Here is a 20,069-nt window from a genome sequence, read left to right as displayed (position 1 = left end):
AGCCGGGGGGCGTCGCTGTGACCGCTCGCGACACCGCCCGTGCGGACGCCGTCTATGCCGCTCTGCTGGAGCGACAGGGGGAGCGCTGGGTGCAGCCCCGCGTCGAGCGCACGCGCCGCGTCCTCGAGCTGCTGGATGACCCGCAGCGCACCTATCGCGTCGTGCACGTCACCGGGACGAACGGCAAGACCTCGACGAGCCGCATCATCGAGAGCCTCGTGCGCGCGCACGGGCTGAGGACCGGCCTCTTCACGAGCCCCCACCTCGCGCGCTTCACCGAGCGCATCATGATCGACGGCGAGCCCATCGCCGATGCGGCGATCGCGGATGCCTGGGACGAGGTCGAGCCGTTCGTCGACCTCGTCGACGCCGAACTGGCAGCGGCCGGCGACGCGCCGCTCACGTTCTTCGAGCTCCTCACGGTGCTCGCCTTCGTCGCGTTCGCCGACGCGCCCGTCGATGTGGCTGTCGTCGAGGTGGGCATGGGCGGGTCGTGGGACTCGACCAACACGGCGGACGGCGACGTGGCGGTCATCGCGCCCATCGACCTCGACCACGCCGACCGCCTGGGTGAGACGATCGGCGAGATCGCCTCGGTGAAGGCGGGCATCATCAAGGACGGCGCAGCTGTCGTCTCGGCTCGCCAGGATGCCGCGGCCGAAGCCGTATTGCGCTCCGCGGCCGCGGCGAAGGGCGCCACGATCGCCTTCGAAGGCGAGGATTTCGCGCTGGCCGAAGACCGCCTGGCGGTCGGCGGCCAGCAGATCACGGTGCGGGGCCTCGCCGGCACCTACGCGGAGGAGTACCTCCCGATTTACGGCGAGCACCAGGGGTTCAACGCCGCGCTCGCGATCGCTGCCGTGGAATCGCTCGTCGGCGGTGCGAGTCGCGCGATCCCCGGCGACATCCTCGCCGAGGGACTCGCGCAGGCGACTTCCCCCGGCCGCCTGCAGCTCGTGGGGGTGAACCCGACCATCCTCGTAGACGCCGCGCACAATCCTCACGGCGCGCGAGCTCTTGTCGGAGCGCTCCAGACCGCGTTCGACTTCGACGAGTGGGGCGTCGTGCTCGGCATCCTTGCCGACAAGGATGCCGCGGGCATCGTGTCGGCCCTCCAGCCTGTGGCGACCCACGTGTTCGCGACCGCGCCCCACTCCGATCGGGCGAGCGACGCGGATCGCATCGCCGATCTCGCGGAGCTCGCCGGGCTCCCCGTGACCGTCCACTCGGATGTCTCGGATGCCGCGGCCGCCGCTCGAGAGTGGGCGTCGGCGTCCGATCGGCGGGCCGTCGTCATCGCCGGGTCCGTGCTCCTGGCCGGGGAGGCGCTCGCGCGAGCGGCCGCGGAGGACTGGAAGTCGGGGTGGCAGGAGTGACCGCGCCCGCAGCATCGCGGCCGCGCCGCCGACGGGGTGCCGCCGAGTCGCTCGGCTCGATCGTCCTCGTCTTCGAGTCCGTCGTCGTGTTCCTGGGCGGTCTCACTGTGTACGGCCTCAAGGCGCTGCCTGCCGGCATCGAGCCGTGGTGGGGCATCGTGGGAGGCACCGCGCTGGCGGCCCTCATGCTGCTGACGGCGGGGGTGCTCCGGCACCGCTGGGGGATCTGGCTGGGCTGGGCGCTCCAGGGCATCCTCGTGCTCGGGGGATTCGTGCTTCCGGCGCTCGCGGTGGTCGGTCTGATTTTCGGCGGCATGTGGGGCTATGCCACCATCAAGGGGGCGTCGCTCGACTCGCGCAACGCCGCACTGGCCTCCGAGGCCGAGAACGTGAACGGAGACTGACATGGCCACCGAAGAGACACTCGTCCTCGTCAAGCCGGACGGCGTCGCCCGCGGGCTGACCGGCGCGATCCTGGCCCGTATCGAGGCGAAGGGCTATTCGCTCGTCGACATCCGCCTCGTCGAGCCCGACCGCGAGACGCTCGAGAAGCACTACGCCGAGCACGAGGGCAAGCCGTTCTACGAGCCGCTGCTCGAATTCATGATGTCGGGACCCTCCGTCGCCATCCGCCTCGCGGGAAACCGCGTGATCGAGGGCTTCCGCTCGCTCGCCGGGACGACCGACCCGACCACGGCCGCACCCGGCACGATCCGTGGCGACTTCGGGCGCGATTGGGGTCTCAAGGTTCAGCAGAACCTCGTGCACGGCTCCGACAGCCCCGAGTCCGCAGCCCGCGAGCTGAACATCTGGTTTTGATACGAGCCGGATCAATGCGAGCGAAGCCCGCGTTGATGCGGCTGCGTATCAAGGTTGAGTAGCCCCGCCGGAGGCGGAGCGTATCGAAACCCTCGCCGCTCTACGGAACACAACCGGCAGCCCCTCGCTCAGAACAGTGCGCCGAGCACGTCCAGTCGCATCTGGGCGAGGATCGCGATGATCGCGTAGCTGGCGACAGCCAGCAGCGGAACCCACCCCATCAGCCTGTCGGCGCCGCGGCGCACAGAGGCGGGCGCTGGGACGATCCCGCTCCGGAACAGGTGGATCGTCACGACGTAGAAGGTGGGGATCGTCACCAGCCAGGTGACCATGCACCAGGGGCACAGTGTGCCGAGCACGTAGATGCTCTGGCTGATGAGCCAGATGACGAACGCGAAGGCGAAGGCGATCCCCGCCCAGAAGGCGACCCAGAACCAGCGGGCAAACCGCGCGCCCGCAAGGATCGCCGCACCCACCACGATGGGCGCCATCCACCCCGTGAGGCCGAGGATCGGATTGGGAAAGCCGAAGACGCTCCCTTGCCAGGACTCCAGATTGCGCGTGCACTGGACGAGCGGGCTGAAATCGCAGGATGCGACGGCGTCAGGGTCGGCCAGCAGATGCAGCCGCTCCATCGTGAGTGAGAATGCCGCCCACCACCCGATCGCTCCGGCGACGATCAGCCAGACCGCCATGACAGGCGTTCGTGCGTGGGAGGGAGGCGTGGGCATGCCACGGATTATGACACCGACAGGTGTGGATGCCGGCCAGGGAACCCGTGCGGACGGCTGCCGAATCGCGCCTCCGCGCAATCCCAAAGGGAAAGTGCGATAATGGGTGTCGATGGGTCGCGGCCGCGCCGCCACCGCATCACAGATGACTTCAGGGCGACGAATGCCCTTCGCAGCGAGAGGCCCCGGACGATTGCCGGGTCCCGTTGCAGACCGAGTGAGTTCGTGGCACCGCAGGTGCGGGGCCACCCAAGATTTCGGCGGGTGACGCGCGGCGTCGCCTGTCAGGGAGTACGCCGGTGATGGCAGATGAGAACAACGCACCCTTCGACACCTACAGCGAGACCGACGCCCCTCTGACGGAGGGGTCGCCGGAGATCGCGCGCGAAGAGCTCGAGGCGACGATCGAATCGGTGCAGGTCGTAGAAGTCGAGGGCGGCGAGGCGCCGGTCGAGGCATCGGATGCCGAGTCGGCTCCGGCAGAGGAGGCAGCCCCTGCCGAGGCACAGGACGAGGCTGAGCCCGCTGCGGAGGCGGGAACGGCTGAGCCCGCCACGGAGTCGGAACCGGCGGAGCGGAGTGAATCGCTCGCCGAGGCTGAGCCTGTCAAGTCGGGTGAACCGGCCGCGGCGGCTGTGCCGACTGAGCCCCGCGAGCCGAGCGAGCCCGCCGCAGGCCCCGAATCCGGTGCAGCCCCTGAGCCGGGTGCCCATCCGGAGGCGATTCAGGAGGCCGAGCCGGTTTCCGAGCCGGCCCCCGGCCCGGTGACGGCCGTCAGCCTGGGACTTCTGCCCGAGACGTTCGTCTCGGCCGTGTCGACCCAGCTTCTGTTCTACGCGCCCGAGGTCATCGCGCTGCCGCAGCGCCCCGAGCCGCAGCGTCCGCACACCCCCCCGCCGGCTGTCGCGGAAGACACCACGGCGAGCGCCGCCCGCCGTCGCGGGCGCCGTCGCGGTCCCGAGCCACGCGACGAGTCATCCGACGCTCCCGCTGCTCCGGCACCCGTCCACCAGCCGCGTCAGCGCGCTGTCGAGCTCATCACCGAACCACAGCGCATCAAGGGCTCCACCCGCCTCGAGGCGAAGAAGCAGCGCCGTCGCGACGGCCGCGAGGCCGGCAGGCGCCGGGCCGTGGTCACCGAGGCCGAGTTCCTCGCCCGTCGGGAGTCGGTCGACCGCGAGATGATCGTGCGGTCGAAGTACGGTCGCATCCAGATCGCCGTGCTGGAAGACAACGTGCTCGTCGAGCACTACGTCGCGCGCAACCAGGACGCCTCGCTCATCGGCAACGTCTACCTCGGCCGCGTGCAGAACGTCCTGCCGAGCATGGAAGCCGCATTCGTCGACATCGGCCGTGGCCGCAACGCCGTGCTGTACTCGGGTGAGGTCGACTGGGATGCGGTCGAGACGGGCAACCAGCCGCGCCGCATCGAGCTGGCACTGAAGACCGGCGACAAGGTCCTCGTGCAGGTCACGAAAGACCCGGTGGGTCACAAGGGCGCTCGGCTGACCAGCCAGATCTCGCTCCCTGGCCGCTACCTCGTCTACGTGCCCGGCGGCGCCATGAACGGCATCTCGCGCAAGCTTCCCGACACCGAGCGCGCGCGCCTCAAGCGGATCCTCAAGGAGGTGCTGCCCGAGTCTTCCGGCGTCATCGTCCGCACGGCGGCCGAGGGCGCGACCGAGGATCAGCTCACGCGCGATGTGCAGCGACTCACCAACCAGTGGGAGCACATCAGCACGCAGATCAAGACGATCCAGGCTCCGGCGCTGCTGCACTCGGAGCCCGACCTGCTGGTCAAGATCGTCCGTGACGTCTTCAATGAGGACTTCACCAAGATGCTGATCCAGGGCGAGGACGCTCACCAGACCATCACGAGCTACCTGGCGAGCGTCGCTCCCGACCTCCTCGAGCGCGTCGAGCGCTACGAGAGCGACAACGACCCGTTCGACGAGTTCCGCGTGTCGGAGCAGATCGAGAAGGCGCTCGACCGCAAGGTCTGGCTCCCGTCGGGTGGTTCGCTCGTGATCGACCGCACCGAGGCGATGACCGTGGTCGACGTGAACACGGGCAAGTTCGTCGGCTCCGGCGGCAATCTCGAAGAGACCGTCACGAAGAACAACCTCGAGGCCGCCGAGGAGATCGTCCGACAGCTGCGTCTTCGCGACATCGGCGGCATCATCGTCGTCGACTTCATCGACATGGTGCTCGAATCGAACCGTGACCTCGTCCTGCGCCGGCTCGTCGAGTGCCTGAGCCGCGACAGGACCAAGCACCAGGTGGCTGAGGTGACGTCGCTGGGACTCGTCCAGATGACCCGCAAGAAGCTGGGACTGGGGCTCCTCGAGACCTTCAGCGAGGCGTGCGACGTCTGTGCGGGCCGCGGTGTCGTGGTCCACCACGATCCCGTCGTCCGCCACCGCCCGCCGAGCACCGGCACGCAGAGCGCCAACGGCGGTCGCCGCCCGGCCCGTACCAGCGGTCCCTCCGGCCCGGCCAACGGCACCCACGTGATCACCGAAGGCGTGAAGTCCGCGCTTGCGCAGATTGCGGCATCCACCATCCACCACCACGAGGATGCCCCCGTCGTCGACGAAGCCGTGGCTGAGCCGGAGGCAGCACCGGCGGCCGCAGCGCCCGCCGAGCGTGCGAAGAAGCCCCGCAAGAAGCGCGAGCCGGCGAAGCCCCGGACGGAGAAGGATCTCCTCCTCGACTCCGTCCTGAATGCGCTGCCCGAACCGAAGGCTCCCGGGCAGGGCCGGTCCCGTCGCCGCGTGACGACGGCGGCTCTGACCGGCACACCCGTGCCGCACCTCCCGACGCAGGAGTGACGGCGTTCGGCGTCGCCTGTCCTGGCTCTCAGGACAGGCGGCGCTGACGCGCGGTGATGCGCAGCCCCGAGGCGATCAGCGCACGAACCAGCGTGCGACCGTCCACGTGCCGCGCGCCGGCGGCGATGAGCCGCGCGTGCGCCTCGTCCGGGACGTCGTAGTGGTCGCGGTCGAAGCCGCGCCGCGGAATCCCGTTCGCCTCCGCGAACGCGTGCAGCTCGTCCAGGCTGCTGTCCGACACGAGATGCGCCCACAGGCGGCCGTGCGCGGGCCATCGCGGGTCGTCGATCAGGATCGCCACGAGCTGATCATATTGACCGGATGCCGCGACACGCGTGGCCCAGCTTTTGCGGGTTGTCACCGCATCCGGTAAAGTAGTCCTTTGGTGCGCCGTGTTCCGCATGTTGACGGCGGAAACCTCCGAGAGTGTCGCTTCGAGCGACGCCCGGGCATCAAGACTTCCCAGTCTCACAAAGACAACCGGAGCCGTGCGCTCCCAAGACGAAAACAGGTGTGAAGTGGTTTACGCAGTTGTGCGCGCCGGCGGCCGGCAAGAGAAGGTTTCGGTCGGCACGATCGTCGTCCTCGACCGTCAGAAGACGAAGATCGGTGAGACGCTCCAGCTTCCCGCCGTTCTGCTCGTGGACGGTGACTCGGTCACGACCGACGCCGACAAGCTTGCGAAGGTGACCGTCACCGCCGAGGTCCTCGGCGAAGAGCGCGGCCCGAAGATCGTCATCCAGAAGTTCAAGAACAAGACCGGCTACAAGAAGCGCCAGGGCCACCGTCAGGACCTCACGCGCGTCAAGGTCACCGGCATCAAGTAAGCCCAGGGAGACACGCAGAGATGGCACACAAAAAGGGCGCAAGCTCCACCCGTAACGGTCGCGACTCCAACGCCCAGCGACTGGGCGTGAAGCGCTTCGGCGGCCAGAAGGTCCTCGCCGGCGAGATCATCGTCCGCCAGCGCGGAACGCACTTCCACCCGGGCGCCAATGTCGGCCGCGGTGGCGACGACACGCTGTTCGCCCTCGAGCCCGGCGCTGTCGAGTTCGGCACCAAGGGCGGCCGCAAGGTCGTCAACATCGTCGCAGCCGCGGAGTGATCCGAGGCTCGCACAGAGTTTCAGCGAGGGGCGGGCTTCGGCTCGCCCCTCGTCCCGTTTATCCGCTCTTTACCCCTGGAGAATGACATGGTCACCTTCGTCGACCGCGTGACGCTCCACCTGCGCGCGGGCAAGGGCGGCAACGGATGCGTGTCCGTCCGCCGCGAGAAGTTCAAGCCGCTCGCCGGTCCCGACGGCGGCAACGGCGGCCATGGCGGCGATGTCATCCTCGTCGCGGACCCTCAGGTCACGACGCTCCTGTCATACCACCACTCTCCTCACCGCCACGCCGGCAACGGCGGCTTCGGCATGGGCGACCACCGCTCGGGAGCGCTGGGGGAGACCCTCGAACTGCCTGTCCCGGTCGGAACGGTCGTCAAGGACCCGGACGGCGAGACGATCGTCGACCTCATCGAGCCCGGGATGCGCTTCGTCGCGGCACCCGGTGGCATCGGCGGTCTGGGCAATGCCGCGCTCTCCTCGCAGAAGCGCAAGGCGCCCGGTTTCGCCCTGCTCGGAACGCCCGGGTGGGAGGGGGAGGTCGCGCTCGAGCTCAAGACCGTCGCCGACGTGGCCCTCGTGGGCTTCCCGTCGGCCGGCAAGTCGAGCCTCATCGCCGCGATCTCCGCGGCCCGCCCGAAGATCGCCGAGTACCCCTTCACGACCCTGCACCCGAACCTCGGCGTGGTGCAGGCCGGAGATGTGCGCTTCACCGTCGCCGACGTGCCCGGGCTCATCGAGGGTGCGAGCGAGGGCAAGGGCCTCGGCCTCGAGTTCCTCCGTCACGTCGAGCGCTGCACGGCTCTCGTGCACGTCCTGGACTGCGCGACCCTTGAACCGGGGCGCGACCCGCTGAGCGACCTCGACGTGATCCTGGCAGAGCTCGCCGCCTACCCCGTGCCCGACGGTCAGACCCCGCTTCTCGAGCGCCCCCAGCTGGTCGCGCTCAACAAGGTCGACGTCCCCGAGGCGAACGATCTCGCCGAGCTCGTCCGCCCCGAGCTCGAAGCGCGCGGCTACCGCGTGTTCGAGATCTCCACCGTCAGTCACGCGGGTCTGCGTCAGCTCACATTCGCACTCGCCGACGTCGTGGCGCAGCACCGCACCGAACTGGCGGTCAAGCCGGCACCCGAGCGCATCGTCATCCGCCCGAAGGGGTCCGAGGAGGACTTCCGCATCCGTGTCGAAGGCGGCTCGTACGGGCCGCTCTACCGGATCCTCGGCGACAAGCCGCTGCGCTGGGTGCAGCAGACCGACTTCACCAACGACGAGGCTGTCGGCTACCTGGCCGACCGCCTCGCCAAGCTCGGTGTTGAAGACGGCCTGTTCCGCGCGGGCGCGACGCCCGGTGCGACGGTCGTCATCGGCGAGGGTGACGGCGTCATCTTCGACTGGGATCCCTCGCTCACCTCCGCCGCCGAGCTCATCACAGCCCCCCGCGGTACGGATGCCCGAATCGATCCGTCGAACCGCCGCACGACCTCCGAGCGGCGCGAGCGGTATCACGAGCGGATGGATGCCAAGGCCGACGCCCGCGCCGAACTGGAATCGGAGCGTCTCGCCCAGCAGAACTGGGCCGAAGGGGATGACGAGTGACGGCACACGCGCGCTCGGACCTGATCGGCGCACGTCGTTTCGTCGTGAAGGTCGGCTCATCGTCGATCAGCGGCGAGAACGCCGGCAAGATCCAGCCGATCGTCGAGGCACTCGCTGCCGCGCACGGCCGCGGCACGGAAGTCATCCTGGTGTCGTCGGGTGCGATCGCGACCGGGATGCCGTATCTCCTCCTCGATGAGCGTCCCAGCGACCTCGCCACCCAGCAGGCCGCAGCCGCCGTGGGGCAGAACGTCCTGATCTACCGCTACCAGGACGCGCTGACGCCCTTCAGGATCGTCGCCGGCCAGGTGCTGCTGACGGCCGGCGACCTCGAGAACCCCACACACCGCTCGAATGCGCGCCGCGCGATGGAACGACTCCTCGGACTGCGCATCCTCCCGATCGTGAACGAGAACGACACCGTCGCGACCCACGAGATCCGCTTCGGCGACAACGACCGCCTCGCAGCTCTGGTGGCCGAGCTCGTCCGTGCGGATGCGCTGATCCTGCTCAGCGACATCGAATGCCTTTACACACGGCCGCCGGACCAGCCAGGTGCTCGGCCCATCGACCGCGTGCACTACGGCGATGACCTGCACGGCTTCGAGTTCGGATCGGTGGTCGTCAACAGCGTCGGCACCGGTGGGGCGGCCACGAAGGTCTCGGCGGCTCGCCTGGCTGCGGCATCCGGAATCGGAGTGCTCGTCACGAGCGCCGACCTGGTCGGGGAGGCGCTGACCGGAGCCGAGATCGGCACGTGGTTCGACCCGAACCCGGAGCCGACTGCGGCCGCGGCGACCGGGCCGCTTCGCACGGCCGGCCTGGTGGCGCCTCGGTAAACTGAGCGGATGACCACCACCGCGACCTCGCCTCGTGAACGCATGCTGCTCGCGAAGGAGGCGGCGCGCGGCATCGGGCTCCTCGGCGACGAGGAGAAGCGCGACGCGCTGCTCGCCATCGCCGACGCGATCGACGCGGCGTCCGCAGCCATCGTGGCCGCGAACGTCGAGGATCTGGAGCGGGGAAGGGCCACCGGCCTCTCGACCGCGCTTCAGGATCGCCTTCGCCTCGACGAGCCGCGCGTGGCGGCCCTCGCTGCCGCCGTGCGCGAGATCGCTGCGCTTCCGGACCCCGTGGGCCGGGTGCTCGACGAGCGCACCCTGCAGAACGGGGTCGCGCTGACGAAAGTGTCCGTTCCCTTCGGCGTGGTCGGGTCGATCTACGAAGCGCGCCCCAATGTCACCGTCGACATCGCAGCGCTCGCGCTTCGATCAGGAAACGCGGTCGTCCTCCGCGGCGGTTCGGCCGCCGAGCGCACGAACGCTGCACTCGTCCACGCGATGCGCGGCGCCCTCGCCGACCGCGGCATCGATCCCGAGGCCATCCAGTCCGTCGACGAGTTCGGGCGCGAGGGGGCACGAGCCCTCATGCAGGCTCGCGGCATCGTGGACGTCCTCGTACCCCGGGGCAGTGCCCAGCTGATCGAGACTGTCGTGACCGAGTCCTCCGTGCCCGTCATCGAGACGGGCGCGGGTGTCGTGCACATCGTGCTCGATGCGACGGCTCCGCTCGACTGGTCCCGTGACATCGTCGTGAACGCCAAGGTGCAGCGTCCGAGCGTGTGCAACTCGGTCGAAACCGTGCTCGTGCATCGGGATGCCGCGGCCCGCCTCGTCGGGCCGGTCGTCGCCGCGCTCCAGGAGCGCGGGGTGACCGTGCACGGTGACGACTCCGTCGCCCGCCTCGCCGACGGAGTGGTGGCGGCGACCGACGAGGACTGGGCCACGGAGCACCTCTCGCTCGACCTGTCCATGCGGCTGGTCGACGACCTGGACGAGGCCCTCGGGCACATCCGCCGCTACTCCACGCATCACACGGAGTCGATCGTCACGACGGACGACGCGAACGCGGAGCGATTCCTGGCCGAAGTGGATTCCGCGGTCGTGATGGTGAACACGTCCACCCGGTTCACCGACGGCGGCGAGTTCGGATTCGGCGCTGAAGTGGGCATCTCCACCCAGAAGCTGCATGCCCGCGGACCCATGGGACTCTCGGAGCTGACCAGCACCAAATGGCTCGCCCGGGGCTCCGGGCAGGTTCGCGCCTGACCCCATAGACTGGTCCGAGCGCCCGGACCCGCGGCGCCATGCCGAAACGGAGCCCGAATGACCGTCGCCACGTTGATCGCCTTCGCAGCGGAAGAGTCGGAGCACCACGGGAACGTGGCGCTCGAGACCGTCGGCTTCGGCATCATCGCCCTCGTCGTCTTCGTCTCACTCGCGCTCGTGACCTTCTCGTACCGCAACGTCGCGAACCGACACGCGCACAAGGCCGAGGCGTACGCCCGGGCCCACGCGAACGACGTGCAGCAGGCGGGGCACGGCCACTGAGCCGCACCGCATGACGGTGACACGCGCCCCGAGAATCGGGGTCATGGGTGGGACATTCGATCCCATCCACCATGGTCACCTCGTCGCCGCAAGCGAAGTCGCGCAGTCGTTCGACCTGGACGAGGTCGTCTTCGTGCCGACCGGCCAGCCGTGGATGAAGAGCGAGGTCAGCCCCAGCGAGCACCGCTATCTGATGACAGTCATCGCGACAGCATCCAATCCCGGATTCACCGTCAGCCGGGTCGACATCGATCGCACAGGGATGACCTACACGATCGACACGCTTCGCGATCTGAAGCGCGAAAGGCCCCACGCCGAGCTCTTCTTCATCACAGGGGCCGACGCAATAGCGCAGATTCTCAGCTGGAGAGACCATGATGAGTTGTGGGAGCTCGCCCACTTCGTCGCGGTCTCCCGTCCAGGGCATGTCCTGAACATCGACGGTCTTCCGTCCGAAAATGTCAGTCAGCTCGAGGTGCCGGCCCTCGCCATCTCGTCCACCGACTGCCGTGAGCGTGTCCACCGCGGACACCCGGTGTGGTACCTCGTCCCCGATGGCGTGGTCCAATACATTGCGAAGCACCATCTCTACCGGAGCGAGGAATGAGCACACCCGAGCAGCCTGAATCTCCGCAACTGACCCGAAAGCAGCTGCGGGACATCCGGAACACGGGGTCGACCCCCATCATCGACGTGGGTTCTGCCCCCGTCGGCACCGCCGACGAGGTGCCCGCCAACGCGCGCGCCGAGGACGCGCCCGCCGGACCGCCTCCGATCGAGGAGTCCCTCGCGCCCGTCATTCCTCCCTCGCCCGCCGCTCCGCTCGCTCGCGCCGCCGAACCGGTGCTGCTGCCTGCGCCGCCCGCTCCCGACCGGAGCGTGGACCTCGGCGTCGCACCGCTGACCCGTCGGCAGGCGCGCCAGCAGGAGCGGATCCGCACGGCGTCCGTGCCCGTCATCACGCCCGAGCTCTCGGCTGCATACGCCACCCAGGCGCTGGTCGGGGGTTCCGACGTGGCGTCCACCGAGGGAGGAACTCCGGACCGTGAAGCCGCGGTCGGGGGGGCGGACGATCATGATCCCTTCGCAGCTCTCGGAGTGACCTCTGGGCCGATCGCCGAGGTCGCGGACACCTCTGCGGCCGATGACGACAGCGCCGAAGAGGCCGTCGAAGAGCCCACGGTGGAACATGGGGCCGAGGCCGATCCGGCTGACGACCGCGTCGACGAGCAGCACGACGGCGACGAGGAGGCTCCTCACGAGGCGGCCGCCAGTGCCGAGATCGTGGAAGAGTCGTCCGACCTCGGCGAGGGGCAGGCCGACGAGGAGCCTGAGCAGGAGCCCGCCCGATCCGTGGCGCCCGATTTCGGAGCCGCGCTGCTCGCAGGGAACGGTCCGACCGAGCCCGAGCTCCCTTCCTCCTTCGACGAGCTCATCTCGCACTCGTCGAGCGGATCGGTCGCGACCCCGAATGCGCTGATCCTGTCGCAGATTCCGAACGGCGGATCGATCGTCGCCCCGGTCAATGCCACCGGAGAGGTGCTGATCACCGGCACGTTCAACCTGCCGGAAGGACTCGGTTCGACGGGTCACGCCATCGGAACCGCCGACGGCAAAGAGACCGACGCTGTGCTCGTCGACGGTGAGCTGCCGGCTCACTCCTCACCGACGCCTATCGCCGCAAGCGCTGCGATCAGCACGGCGAAGCAGCCCGGCGAGATTATCAAGCCCCCTACCCCCGAGAAGGGCGGCAAGCTTATGCTGACGCTCGCGATCACGGCCGGCGTCCTCGCGCTCGCGCTCGTGGGTGTCCTCATCCTGGCTGTTACGACGGGAGTCTTCTGATGACAGCAACTGAAAACGGACGACGGATGCTGCAGCTCGCAGCTGCGGCGGCGGACTCCAAGGGCGGCGAGGACCTCGTCGGCCTGGACGTCTCTGATCCGCTCCCGCTCGTCGACATCTTCCTGCTCGTCACCGGGCGCAGCGAGCGCAATGTCGCCGCCATCGCCGACGAGATCGAAGACAAGCTTCTCGAAGCCGGCTACAAGCGCCTTCGTCGCGAGGGCCGTCAGGAGTCGCGCTGGGTGCTGCTCGATTTCGGCGACCTGGTCGTGCATGTCTTCCACGAGGAGGAGCGGGTCTACTACGGACTCGAGCGACTCTGGAAAGACTGCCCGGTGGTCCCGATCGACCTGCCGGAGCCGGTCAAACCCGGCCACTGATGCCTGGCGTGGTCGAAGGATCGCCTCGACTTGTTGTAAGCTAGGGGGGTTGCCTCGAGCTGAGCGGGGCGGCATCTGGGCCTGTGGCGCAGCTGGTAGCGCACCTGCATGGCATGCAGGGGGTCAGGGGTTCGAGTCCCCTCAGGTCCACCAAAACTCCCGGTAAAGCACCAAATCTTCACTCCCCGACCAGGGAGTTTGAATGTTTGGTAGTCGTTTACTGGACACTTCGCCAAGTCGTCGCGGCGCGCTTTCGAGCCTTCTCGGAGTATCTGGAAGGTACGCGGCAACGCCCACGCACCTTCCAGATATGGATGGCGTTGGCACCTCTGAATCGGCACCCGGGAACTACGTCTCCTTGGCCGAGCTTGCCGCCGAGCTGCGGGTTTCCGTCCAGACGATCTACGACCTGCGGAGCAAAGGCCGTGGACCCCGCGGATTCCGCGTCGGCACACAGCTGAGGTTTCGCAAGACGCCCGAGCTGGCGAGCCCCGACTCGATCGGCCTCGATCCGCTGCCCCCAGGGCAGGTGTGGGCGATCTCTGAAGGCAGTGGCGACGTCGGGCCGGGACTCTACCGGATTGAGGCCGCCGACACTCCGGGCTCGGGGGCGCGTGGGCTCCTCAACCAAGCCGCGCCCGCCACGCTTCGCGAGAGCTTCAAGGTCGCCGAGCAGAACCTCATCGCCCAGGCGAGACAGCTCGTCGGGGACCGCGACCCACGCGAGCACAACCTCACTGCTCAGGTCCGCGCACTCGACGCCGCGAAGACCGGCGCTGGCCTCGGCCTCCCTATTCTGCTCGCGATGGCCTCAGCGATGCTCCAGCGTTCGGTGCGAGGGGGGCTGATCGCGGTCGGCAATCTGTCGCTTGGCGGCGGTGTCGAGACGGTGCTCAACGCCGCGCAGCTCGCCGAGCACGCGATGGAGAAGGGGGCGACCGCTTTGCTCTTGCCGGTGTCCGCTCGCCGTCAACTGCTCGACGTCAGCGACGAGGTCGCTACGAAGGTCTCGTTCATCTTCTACAGCGATGCCCAGGATGCCTTGGTCAAGGCGCTCGACGAATGACATGGTTGATGGCGCTTCGGGATCAAGGGTGTAGCGCGGCCCTGAACCCTCCGGCCCGGAGCATGGATCTGGCGGCATAGGCAATCGCGACGCGCCGCGACGGGTCCGCGCCGATCCCCCTATCGTCGCCTGCGATCCAGGGCAACTCGTCCCGAGCGCGCGAGTTGGTGGCTTGGCCTGTCGTATGCCGCTGTCATAATCAGGGGCAAATGGGGACGACAACTACATCACCACAGCCGAATACATTTCCTCTCTGGTCGGACGAGCCGGCCGAGAAGGACCTCCTCGCCTTTCGTGCGGTGGCTGAGACAGTGGCCGACGCAATCTTCGACGACGACCTCGATCCGATCGCTATCGGGCTGTCAGGAGCCTGGGGGAGTGGCAAGACGAGCGTGCTCGAGCTTGTCGTCGAAGAGATCGATGCCCGATCCAAGGGCTTCGACGGCAAGGTGCTTGTCGTACCGACCCAACCTTGGCGATACGATCCAGCGATCGGCCCCAAGGAGAGCCTCATCGCTGAGGTGCTGCGTGCGCTCAACGGTGAGTTCAACGAGGCGGATCCTGTTGGCAAGGCAGGGCTCGAGGCATTCCGGAAGCTCGTGCGCAAGGTGAATTGGACGAAGGCCGTCAAGATGGCCACGCGCACCGCCATCACCCTGCAGCTGCCCAACTTCGACGACGTGCTCGACCTGGTCAACGACGACCCGGAGAGCCTCGAGGGCGAGAAGGGCATGGCCGAGTTTCATCAGCAGTTCCGGGCCCTCCTCGCGGACCCCGCGTTGCAGCACATCTCACGCGTTGTAGTCCTCGTCGACGACCTGGACCGCTGTCTCCCTGACACCGTCGTGGAGACGCTCGAGGCGATCAGGCTCTTCCTCTCTGCCAAGGGCATGTCGTTCGTGATCGCGGCGGACGAGGATCGCGTGGCGGATGCGATCCAGCAGAAGCTGAAGACGCCCGTAGACCCTAATGACGACGAGACGCCAGCCAAGCTCTATCTCCACAAGATCGTCCAGACCACGATCCCGGTTCCCGCGCTCAGCCGCTTCGATACCGAGGCGTATCTCTTCCTCCTGCTCGGGAAGTCCAGCCTGGACGATGAGGCCTACGGCAGGGTCGTGGACCAGTGCGATGCGCTCCGAATCTCCGGCGGTGGGCTCAACGCGATCGAGGTGCCCGACGGCAGCCCCCTCGCAGACCACCTGGTCACGGCCGCCCGCCTCACCCCGATCCTCTACGAGAAGTTCCATGGGAACCCTCGCCGGATCAAGCGGTTCCTCAACGACCTGAACGTTCGCCAGAGCATCGCTCAGCGTCGTGGCTTCGACCTGCAGCCCGATGCCGTCGCCAAGCTGATGGTGCTCGAGCGCATCCTGACCCAAGACTTCGAGCAGGTGCTCGACTGGCTTGCGACGAACCAGCTGCGCGACAAGCTCGAGGCACTCGACCTCGTTGCGAACGGCCCTGCAACTCCTGCGGTCCCTGCCGAGGACGCCCCAGCCGAGGCCACGACCGAGAAGCCAGCCGTGAAGACCAAGCTCAAGATCGCGGCCGTGGAGGATGTCGCGCCCGCACCAAGCCTCGACGACGGATTCAGTGACACCCTGCGCCGGTGGGCGAAGCTGCCGCCAACCCTCGATGCCACGGATATCTCGGGGTACCTGTACCTCGCCGCGTCGTTCGCCAAGATCGAGGTCATCGACTCCGGGTTGCCCGAACGCCTTCGTGATCTCGCATCCGCTCTCACTTCTTCACTCAAGGTGGATCGCTCGGGCATCACCGATGCGGCGCTCCAGGCCCTGCCGGAGGCGGATGCGCGCACTCTCGTCGGCTTCCTTGGTCGACGTACTCGTGACCAACCCTCCATTCAGAAGTACTCGGTGGAGAGTCTGCTTCGTCTCGCACTTACCCAGCCGGTTGTGGCGCCTGACGTCGTCGCGGCGCTTCGATCGGTGCGTGGTGTGGACGTCGAGGCGGCGACGGTCGTCAAGCTTCGCCTCCTCGACAAGGACACGTATGGACCTGTCCTCGCCTCGTGGAAGGCCGGCGCAACTGCCGATCCTGTTGTGAAGGCGATCGCGGTCGTCGAGAAGGGCTGGGCCTGATGGGAACGAGCGGTTCGTTCGGCGGGAGTGGCGGCGCCGACGCCAAGGATCTCCGCGACAACATCGCAGCCTGGCTCGAGGGCGACGGAGGTGGCTTTACTGGTGACGATGGAGCGTCCGGCGCTGACGGCAGCGAGGGCAACAGCGGCGCGCAGAATCCGCAGGGCGCCCCAGGCGCACCCGGGCCGACGATCGATCTCGGACCCGCCATCCGGCTTCTCTTCCGCTCCCGCGGCGGGGGTGGCGACGGACCCGGCGGCGGTGCGGGGGGAGGCGGCGGTGGCGGCGGTGGGCGTTCTTCTGGCGGGGTGACCCGTTCGGTTGGGCGGATGTCGCGCGCCGCGGGTCGAGCTGGTCGATTGGCCCTTGCTTACTCCGCCGGCGACCGCGCAACTCTCGAGCGCGCAGGCCTCAACTACGACCAGCTTCAGGCGCTCGGCGACCCCGTGGCCATCGGCATCAAGATCGTCGAGGCAGCGTTCGAGGCGCAGGCGGACAGCACGCTGGCTGATGCCGAAGCCCGCGACATCGTCGCTGAGGTGGTCGCCTGGATCCTCGAGCATCCCGCTGACCGGGCACCCTCGCCCGAGGAGGTCGTGCGCAAGACCATCGAAACGACCATCGCTGAGACGGCACTCACGGAGATCTCATCCACCCTCTACGAGAAGGGCGCCAGTCGCGCCGAACGGCAGAGTGTCGAGCAGCAGATCCGCGATGTCGCCGCCGAGTATGCGGCCCAGGCTGATCTGAGCGCCACCGGTGCGACCGAGCAAGAGATGGCCACTGCTATCGAGATAGGCATCAGGGATATCGGCGTGATCTTCGGAGTGGAATCATGAGCCGGCTGATCCTCACCCTCTCGGGCTCCGCCGCGGACGCAGCGCTCGCCAGCGGGGACTTCGACGAGGTGTTCCTCTGGAGCACCAGCGGACCCACGACCTTCACCGGCTCGACCGGCCCGCACCTCGCCGAGCTCGGCGCGGTGAACCTGATCAATGTCGACCTCGTTCGAATCGCCCTCGCGGTGCTCGCTGCTGACCGCTCGATTCTTCGCGAGCGTGGGGGCTCGAGCTGGAACGCACGCGACTTCGACCTGACTGTCGAGGTCGGGAGTCCCGATGTATGGAAGGCACGCACCGAGGACCTCTCGACTCTGATCGGTTTCCTGACGGGGGACCACTGGCGGTTCATCTTCTGCCAGGCACCCGCGCCGGCCATCCCCTCACTGCCGCTTGAAGGCCAGCATCACGCACGCACCGTGCTCCTCAGTGGTGGCGCGGACTCTGCGGTCGGCGCGCTCATGTCGGCGCTTGACATTGCCGCGGGAGGCTCGCAGGCGCTCGTATCGCATTTCAGCTCGACGGCAATCTCGCCTGTCCAGCGTGATCTCGTGACGGCGATCGGACAGCTAGCCCCGAACCGCCAGCAGGTGCATCACCAATTCCACCTGAGTCGCGGGGCGCGGCGGCTCGACGGCACCAACTTCAAGGACGAATCGTCCACACGCTCGCGATCATTCCTCTTCCTGGCGCTCGGCCTTGCGGTCGCCGAGCGCGCCCAGTCCACGCTGTGGATTCCGGAGAACGGGTTCGCGTCGCTCAACCCACCACTCGGACCGGATCGGCGGGGGGCTCTGTCTACCCACACCACCCACCCGCGCTTCCTTCGAGGACTCAGTGCCCTCGTGAAGGCGGCCGGTGGCCACGGCGCGCTCGAGAACCCCTTTGAAGCAATCACCAAGGGCGAGATGTTCCGACGTCTCGCAGCTCGTGTTGGGGTCGATGYGGCCTCGCGCTATCTGAGCGCCACGAACTCTTGTTCTCACACCGATGGCCGCTTTAGCGGCGCGCCCGCGGGATCATCCTGCGGCGTCTGCTTTGGATGCCTGGTTCGGCAATCTGCCTTCACCGCTTCGGGCGTCACCGACGCCACGACCTACCTCGTCGACGACCGGGCCGGCCGGTTCGATGAGTTCGTCCATGGCAAGAGCATTGTGGAGCCGATGCGTGACTTCGTCGACCGCGGCGTTCGCCCGCGCGACGTGATGGCGATGTCGCTGCCGGAAGGTTATGCCGCGCAGGATGCGTTGGCACTCTGCGGACTCGGTGTTGACGAACTGCGAGGCATCCTCGGATGAGCCCATCCCTCCCACCGCTTGACATGCATGCCCATGTCAAGCCGAATATCCCGGCGCGAGATCTCGAACGGCTCGGCGCGGTCGTGTTCGTCGCCACGCGGTCGCTGGACGAGTTCGCCCTCACCCACGAACGCCGCGACCCGGTGACGATCTGGGGCGTCGGGTGTCACCCCGGCGTCGAGGCCGCCCAGCGTGGCTTCGATCGAAAGCGATTCGCTGATTTGATCTCACAGACCGCATTTGTGAGCGAGGTCGGGCTCGAGGGGCGATCCAAGGTGACCGTCTCGCAGCAGGAGGCGACCTTCCGTGCGGTGCTCACGGAGCTCGCAGTCCGGCCTCGCATCACCTCGATCCACAGCAGTGGTGCTCCGGGTCGCGTCTTGGATGCGCTAATTGAAACGCCCACCCGCGGTGCGATTCTTCACTGGTGGCGCGGGACGCCAGCACAGACAGCACGCGCGGTTGAGCTTGGATGCTGGTTCTCTCTCAATGCTGCGAGCATGAGGAACCCCGATCTCGTTGCCCCGATCCCTCTGGGTCGGATCCTCACCGAGACCGACCATCCGTCGGGTGATCGAGGCACACCCGAACCGCGCCAGCCTGGCGCAGTGGACGATGTCGAGGTGGCACTTGCCCGCATCTATGGGACCAGTCCGGCCAACGTCCGCACCGAGGTCTGGGCGAACCTCGCCCGACTCGTCCACGAGGTTTCGGTCATGGAGCTGCTGCCAGCGCCCGTCCAGCGAATGCTTGCTGCGGCGCGTAACGGAGGAACATCATGAGCGCTGGTGTCGAACCCACCGCTATCAAGCTTCCCTTCGAAACCGGCGAGTATCTCGCCACCTGGGACGTACCAAATCACCTCGGGGGCGAGCTCGAGATCCCTGGGCTCCTGACCCTCGAGCAGGGCAAGTACCCGACCGGCATTCTTCACGGCGCGATGCCAATCGTGTGGCAGGCGGAGAACGGGAGCCGCGTAGCTTCCTTTCCACAGCGACACGACTTCGAGACGTTCACGGGTCGGCTCTCGAGCGGCGCTTATGTCGCTCTCATGAACGGTCAGCTTGACTACTTCTTCGAGACACAAGGGCGCGCTAGGGGCGCATTCGCGGTGCTATCGCTCGACAAGTTCGACGCCACGGAGCACCGAAAGTACTCATCCATCGAGCTCCAGATCGAGGGGCTCGAGTCCGTGGCCGGCATCGCTCCGATCTCGCACGTACATATGCCGCGCAAGGCCGGCGACGAGCCTGTCTGGTCCGCGACCGTGGGAAGTAACGCGAAGCTCGCCTGGAGCGCCGGCAATCACTCGATGACGTTCGGGTACGACTACACCGTTCGGGCGCTGGACTTCTACGAGTTCACGATGGCGTTCGGGCCAGTGGTGCGCCTCACCTCTTCGACGCCGTTGACGATCGTCGAGTGGTGGCTCGAATGGGTGCGACCACTTCGCCAGTTGGTCTCCCTCGTCACCGGCGCCCCGCGGGAGCTCCGCTACCTGCTGGCCGTGCAGTCCTCTGAGACCGTTCGCGCGCATCGCGACCAGGTGTTCGGTTGGGACATTACCCACGTTCCGGTCAATTCGAAGCGCGCGGCCGTGGACAAGATTCGCTCAGCCGTCGATCTCGCTGCCGACGAGGTGAGTCTTCTCGATCTCCTCACACGTTGGCAGGAGCTGGTCACCGAAC

At 67.6% G+C, this 20,069-nt stretch carries 21 protein-coding genes and 1 tRNA gene; 20 read left to right on the top strand and 2 right to left on the bottom strand.

Annotation, left to right across the window (positions count from 1 at the left end):
• Positions 1-17 precede the first annotated feature (17 nt).
• From AC1DP3_RS11385 to ndk, 3 genes are read left to right on the top strand one after another with little or no spacing between them, the layout of a single operon-like run.
• Positions 18-1,376, top strand: a complete 1,359-nt coding sequence (locus AC1DP3_RS11385) for a bifunctional folylpolyglutamate synthase/dihydrofolate synthase (protein WP_477293325.1) — start codon at positions 18-20, stop codon at positions 1,374-1,376.
• Positions 1,364-1,780 (top strand): DUF4233 domain-containing protein, encoded by a 417-nt coding sequence (locus AC1DP3_RS11380; RefSeq protein WP_477293323.1) that lies wholly within the window; start codon positions 1,364-1,366, stop codon positions 1,778-1,780. Before AC1DP3_RS11385 ends, AC1DP3_RS11380 begins: the two co-directional genes overlap by 13 nt.
• Position 1,781: 1 nt before the next feature.
• Positions 1,782-2,195, top strand: coding sequence for a nucleoside-diphosphate kinase (gene ndk, locus AC1DP3_RS11375; RefSeq protein WP_477293321.1), 414 nt, complete (start codon positions 1,782-1,784; stop codon positions 2,193-2,195).
• A 128-nt stretch (positions 2,196-2,323) separates the two neighbouring features.
• Here ndk and AC1DP3_RS11370 read toward each other — a convergent pair whose 3' ends face one another.
• Positions 2,324-2,926 carry a vitamin K epoxide reductase family protein gene (locus AC1DP3_RS11370; protein ID WP_477293319.1) on the bottom strand — a complete coding sequence of 201 codons (603 nt, stop codon included), beginning with the start codon at positions 2,924-2,926 and terminating at the stop codon, positions 2,324-2,326.
• A 302-nt stretch (positions 2,927-3,228) separates the two neighbouring features.
• On the opposite strand from AC1DP3_RS11370, the gene AC1DP3_RS11365 reads away from it, so the two are divergent.
• Positions 3,229-5,757: an Rne/Rng family ribonuclease gene (locus AC1DP3_RS11365; protein ID WP_477293317.1), complete on the top strand. Its 2,529-nt coding sequence runs from the start codon at positions 3,229-3,231 to the stop codon at positions 5,755-5,757.
• Between the two features lie 28 nt (positions 5,758-5,785).
• On the opposite strand, the gene AC1DP3_RS11360 is transcribed toward AC1DP3_RS11365, so the two are convergent.
• Positions 5,786-6,058, bottom strand: a complete 273-nt coding sequence (locus AC1DP3_RS11360) for a DUF4031 domain-containing protein (RefSeq protein WP_477293315.1) — start codon at positions 6,056-6,058, stop codon at positions 5,786-5,788.
• Positions 6,059-6,275: 217 nt separating this feature from the next.
• On the opposite strand from AC1DP3_RS11360, the gene rplU reads away from it, so the two are divergent.
• From rplU to AC1DP3_RS11280, 16 genes are all read left to right on the top strand, one after another.
• Entirely contained in the window at positions 6,276-6,584 is a 309-nt protein-coding gene (gene rplU, locus AC1DP3_RS11355; RefSeq protein WP_477293313.1) for a 50S ribosomal protein L21, read from the top strand.
• Positions 6,585-6,604: 20 nt separating this feature from the next.
• Positions 6,605-6,862: a 50S ribosomal protein L27 gene (rpmA, locus tag AC1DP3_RS11350; RefSeq protein ID WP_477293311.1), complete on the top strand. Its 258-nt coding sequence runs from the start codon at positions 6,605-6,607 to the stop codon at positions 6,860-6,862.
• Positions 6,863-6,949: 87 nt separating this feature from the next.
• Positions 6,950-8,458: a GTPase ObgE gene (gene obgE, locus AC1DP3_RS11345; RefSeq protein ID WP_477293309.1), complete on the top strand. Its 1,509-nt coding sequence runs from the start codon at positions 6,950-6,952 to the stop codon at positions 8,456-8,458.
• Positions 8,455-9,297: a glutamate 5-kinase gene (gene proB, locus AC1DP3_RS11340; protein ID WP_477293307.1), complete on the top strand. Its 843-nt coding sequence runs from the start codon at positions 8,455-8,457 to the stop codon at positions 9,295-9,297. The genes obgE and proB overlap by 4 nt, the downstream gene beginning before the upstream one ends.
• Positions 9,298-9,306: 9 nt before the next feature.
• On the top strand, positions 9,307-10,566 hold the full coding sequence (locus AC1DP3_RS11335) for a glutamate-5-semialdehyde dehydrogenase (RefSeq protein ID WP_477293305.1): 1,260 nt from the start codon (positions 9,307-9,309) through the stop codon (positions 10,564-10,566).
• 57 nt (positions 10,567-10,623) lie between these two features.
• The gene (locus AC1DP3_RS11330) at positions 10,624-10,848 is read left to right on the top strand and encodes a hypothetical protein (RefSeq protein ID WP_477293303.1); all 225 of its coding nucleotides are present in this window, start codon (positions 10,624-10,626) and stop codon (positions 10,846-10,848) included.
• Positions 10,849-10,858: 10 nt separating this feature from the next.
• Positions 10,859-11,455, top strand: coding sequence for a nicotinate-nucleotide adenylyltransferase (nadD, locus tag AC1DP3_RS11325; protein WP_477293301.1), 597 nt, complete (start codon positions 10,859-10,861; stop codon positions 11,453-11,455).
• On the top strand, positions 11,452-12,693 hold the full coding sequence (locus AC1DP3_RS11320; protein WP_477293300.1) for a hypothetical protein: 1,242 nt from the start codon (positions 11,452-11,454) through the stop codon (positions 12,691-12,693). The genes nadD and AC1DP3_RS11320 overlap by 4 nt, the downstream gene beginning before the upstream one ends.
• Entirely contained in the window at positions 12,693-13,073 is a 381-nt protein-coding gene (rsfS, locus tag AC1DP3_RS11315; RefSeq protein ID WP_477293298.1) for a ribosome silencing factor, read from the top strand. The genes AC1DP3_RS11320 and rsfS overlap by 1 nt, the downstream gene beginning before the upstream one ends.
• Positions 13,074-13,150: 77 nt before the next feature.
• A tRNA-Ala gene (locus AC1DP3_RS11310) sits at positions 13,151-13,226 on the top strand.
• A gap of 49 nt (positions 13,227-13,275) precedes the next feature.
• Complete coding sequence (locus AC1DP3_RS11305) at positions 13,276-14,139, top strand: S16 family serine protease (RefSeq protein WP_477293296.1); 864 nt, start codon at positions 13,276-13,278, stop codon at positions 14,137-14,139.
• A 209-nt stretch (positions 14,140-14,348) separates the two neighbouring features.
• On the top strand, positions 14,349-16,244 hold the full coding sequence (locus tag AC1DP3_RS11300) for a KAP family P-loop NTPase fold protein (RefSeq protein WP_477293294.1): 1,896 nt from the start codon (positions 14,349-14,351) through the stop codon (positions 16,242-16,244).
• On the top strand, positions 16,244-17,083 hold the full coding sequence (locus AC1DP3_RS11295; protein ID WP_477293293.1) for a hypothetical protein: 840 nt from the start codon (positions 16,244-16,246) through the stop codon (positions 17,081-17,083). The genes AC1DP3_RS11300 and AC1DP3_RS11295 overlap by 1 nt, the downstream gene beginning before the upstream one ends.
• A 143-nt stretch (positions 17,084-17,226) precedes the next feature.
• The gene (locus AC1DP3_RS11290) at positions 17,227-18,381 is read left to right on the top strand and encodes a hypothetical protein (RefSeq protein WP_477293291.1); all 1,155 of its coding nucleotides are present in this window, start codon (positions 17,227-17,229) and stop codon (positions 18,379-18,381) included.
• Positions 18,378-19,163, top strand: coding sequence for a TatD family hydrolase (locus AC1DP3_RS11285; protein WP_477293289.1), 786 nt, complete (start codon positions 18,378-18,380; stop codon positions 19,161-19,163). Before AC1DP3_RS11290 ends, AC1DP3_RS11285 begins: the two co-directional genes overlap by 4 nt.
• Positions 19,160-20,069: ApeA N-terminal domain 1-containing protein (locus AC1DP3_RS11280; RefSeq protein ID WP_477293287.1), on the top strand; the 910-nt coding region annotated here is incomplete at its 3' end. The genes AC1DP3_RS11285 and AC1DP3_RS11280, both read left to right, overlap by 4 nt.

It is taken from the genome of Microbacterium sp. P5_B6, assembly GCF_056400345.1.
The sequence above is the reverse complement of the archived record's forward strand: the minus strand, read 5'-3'. Positions and strand labels throughout refer to the sequence as shown.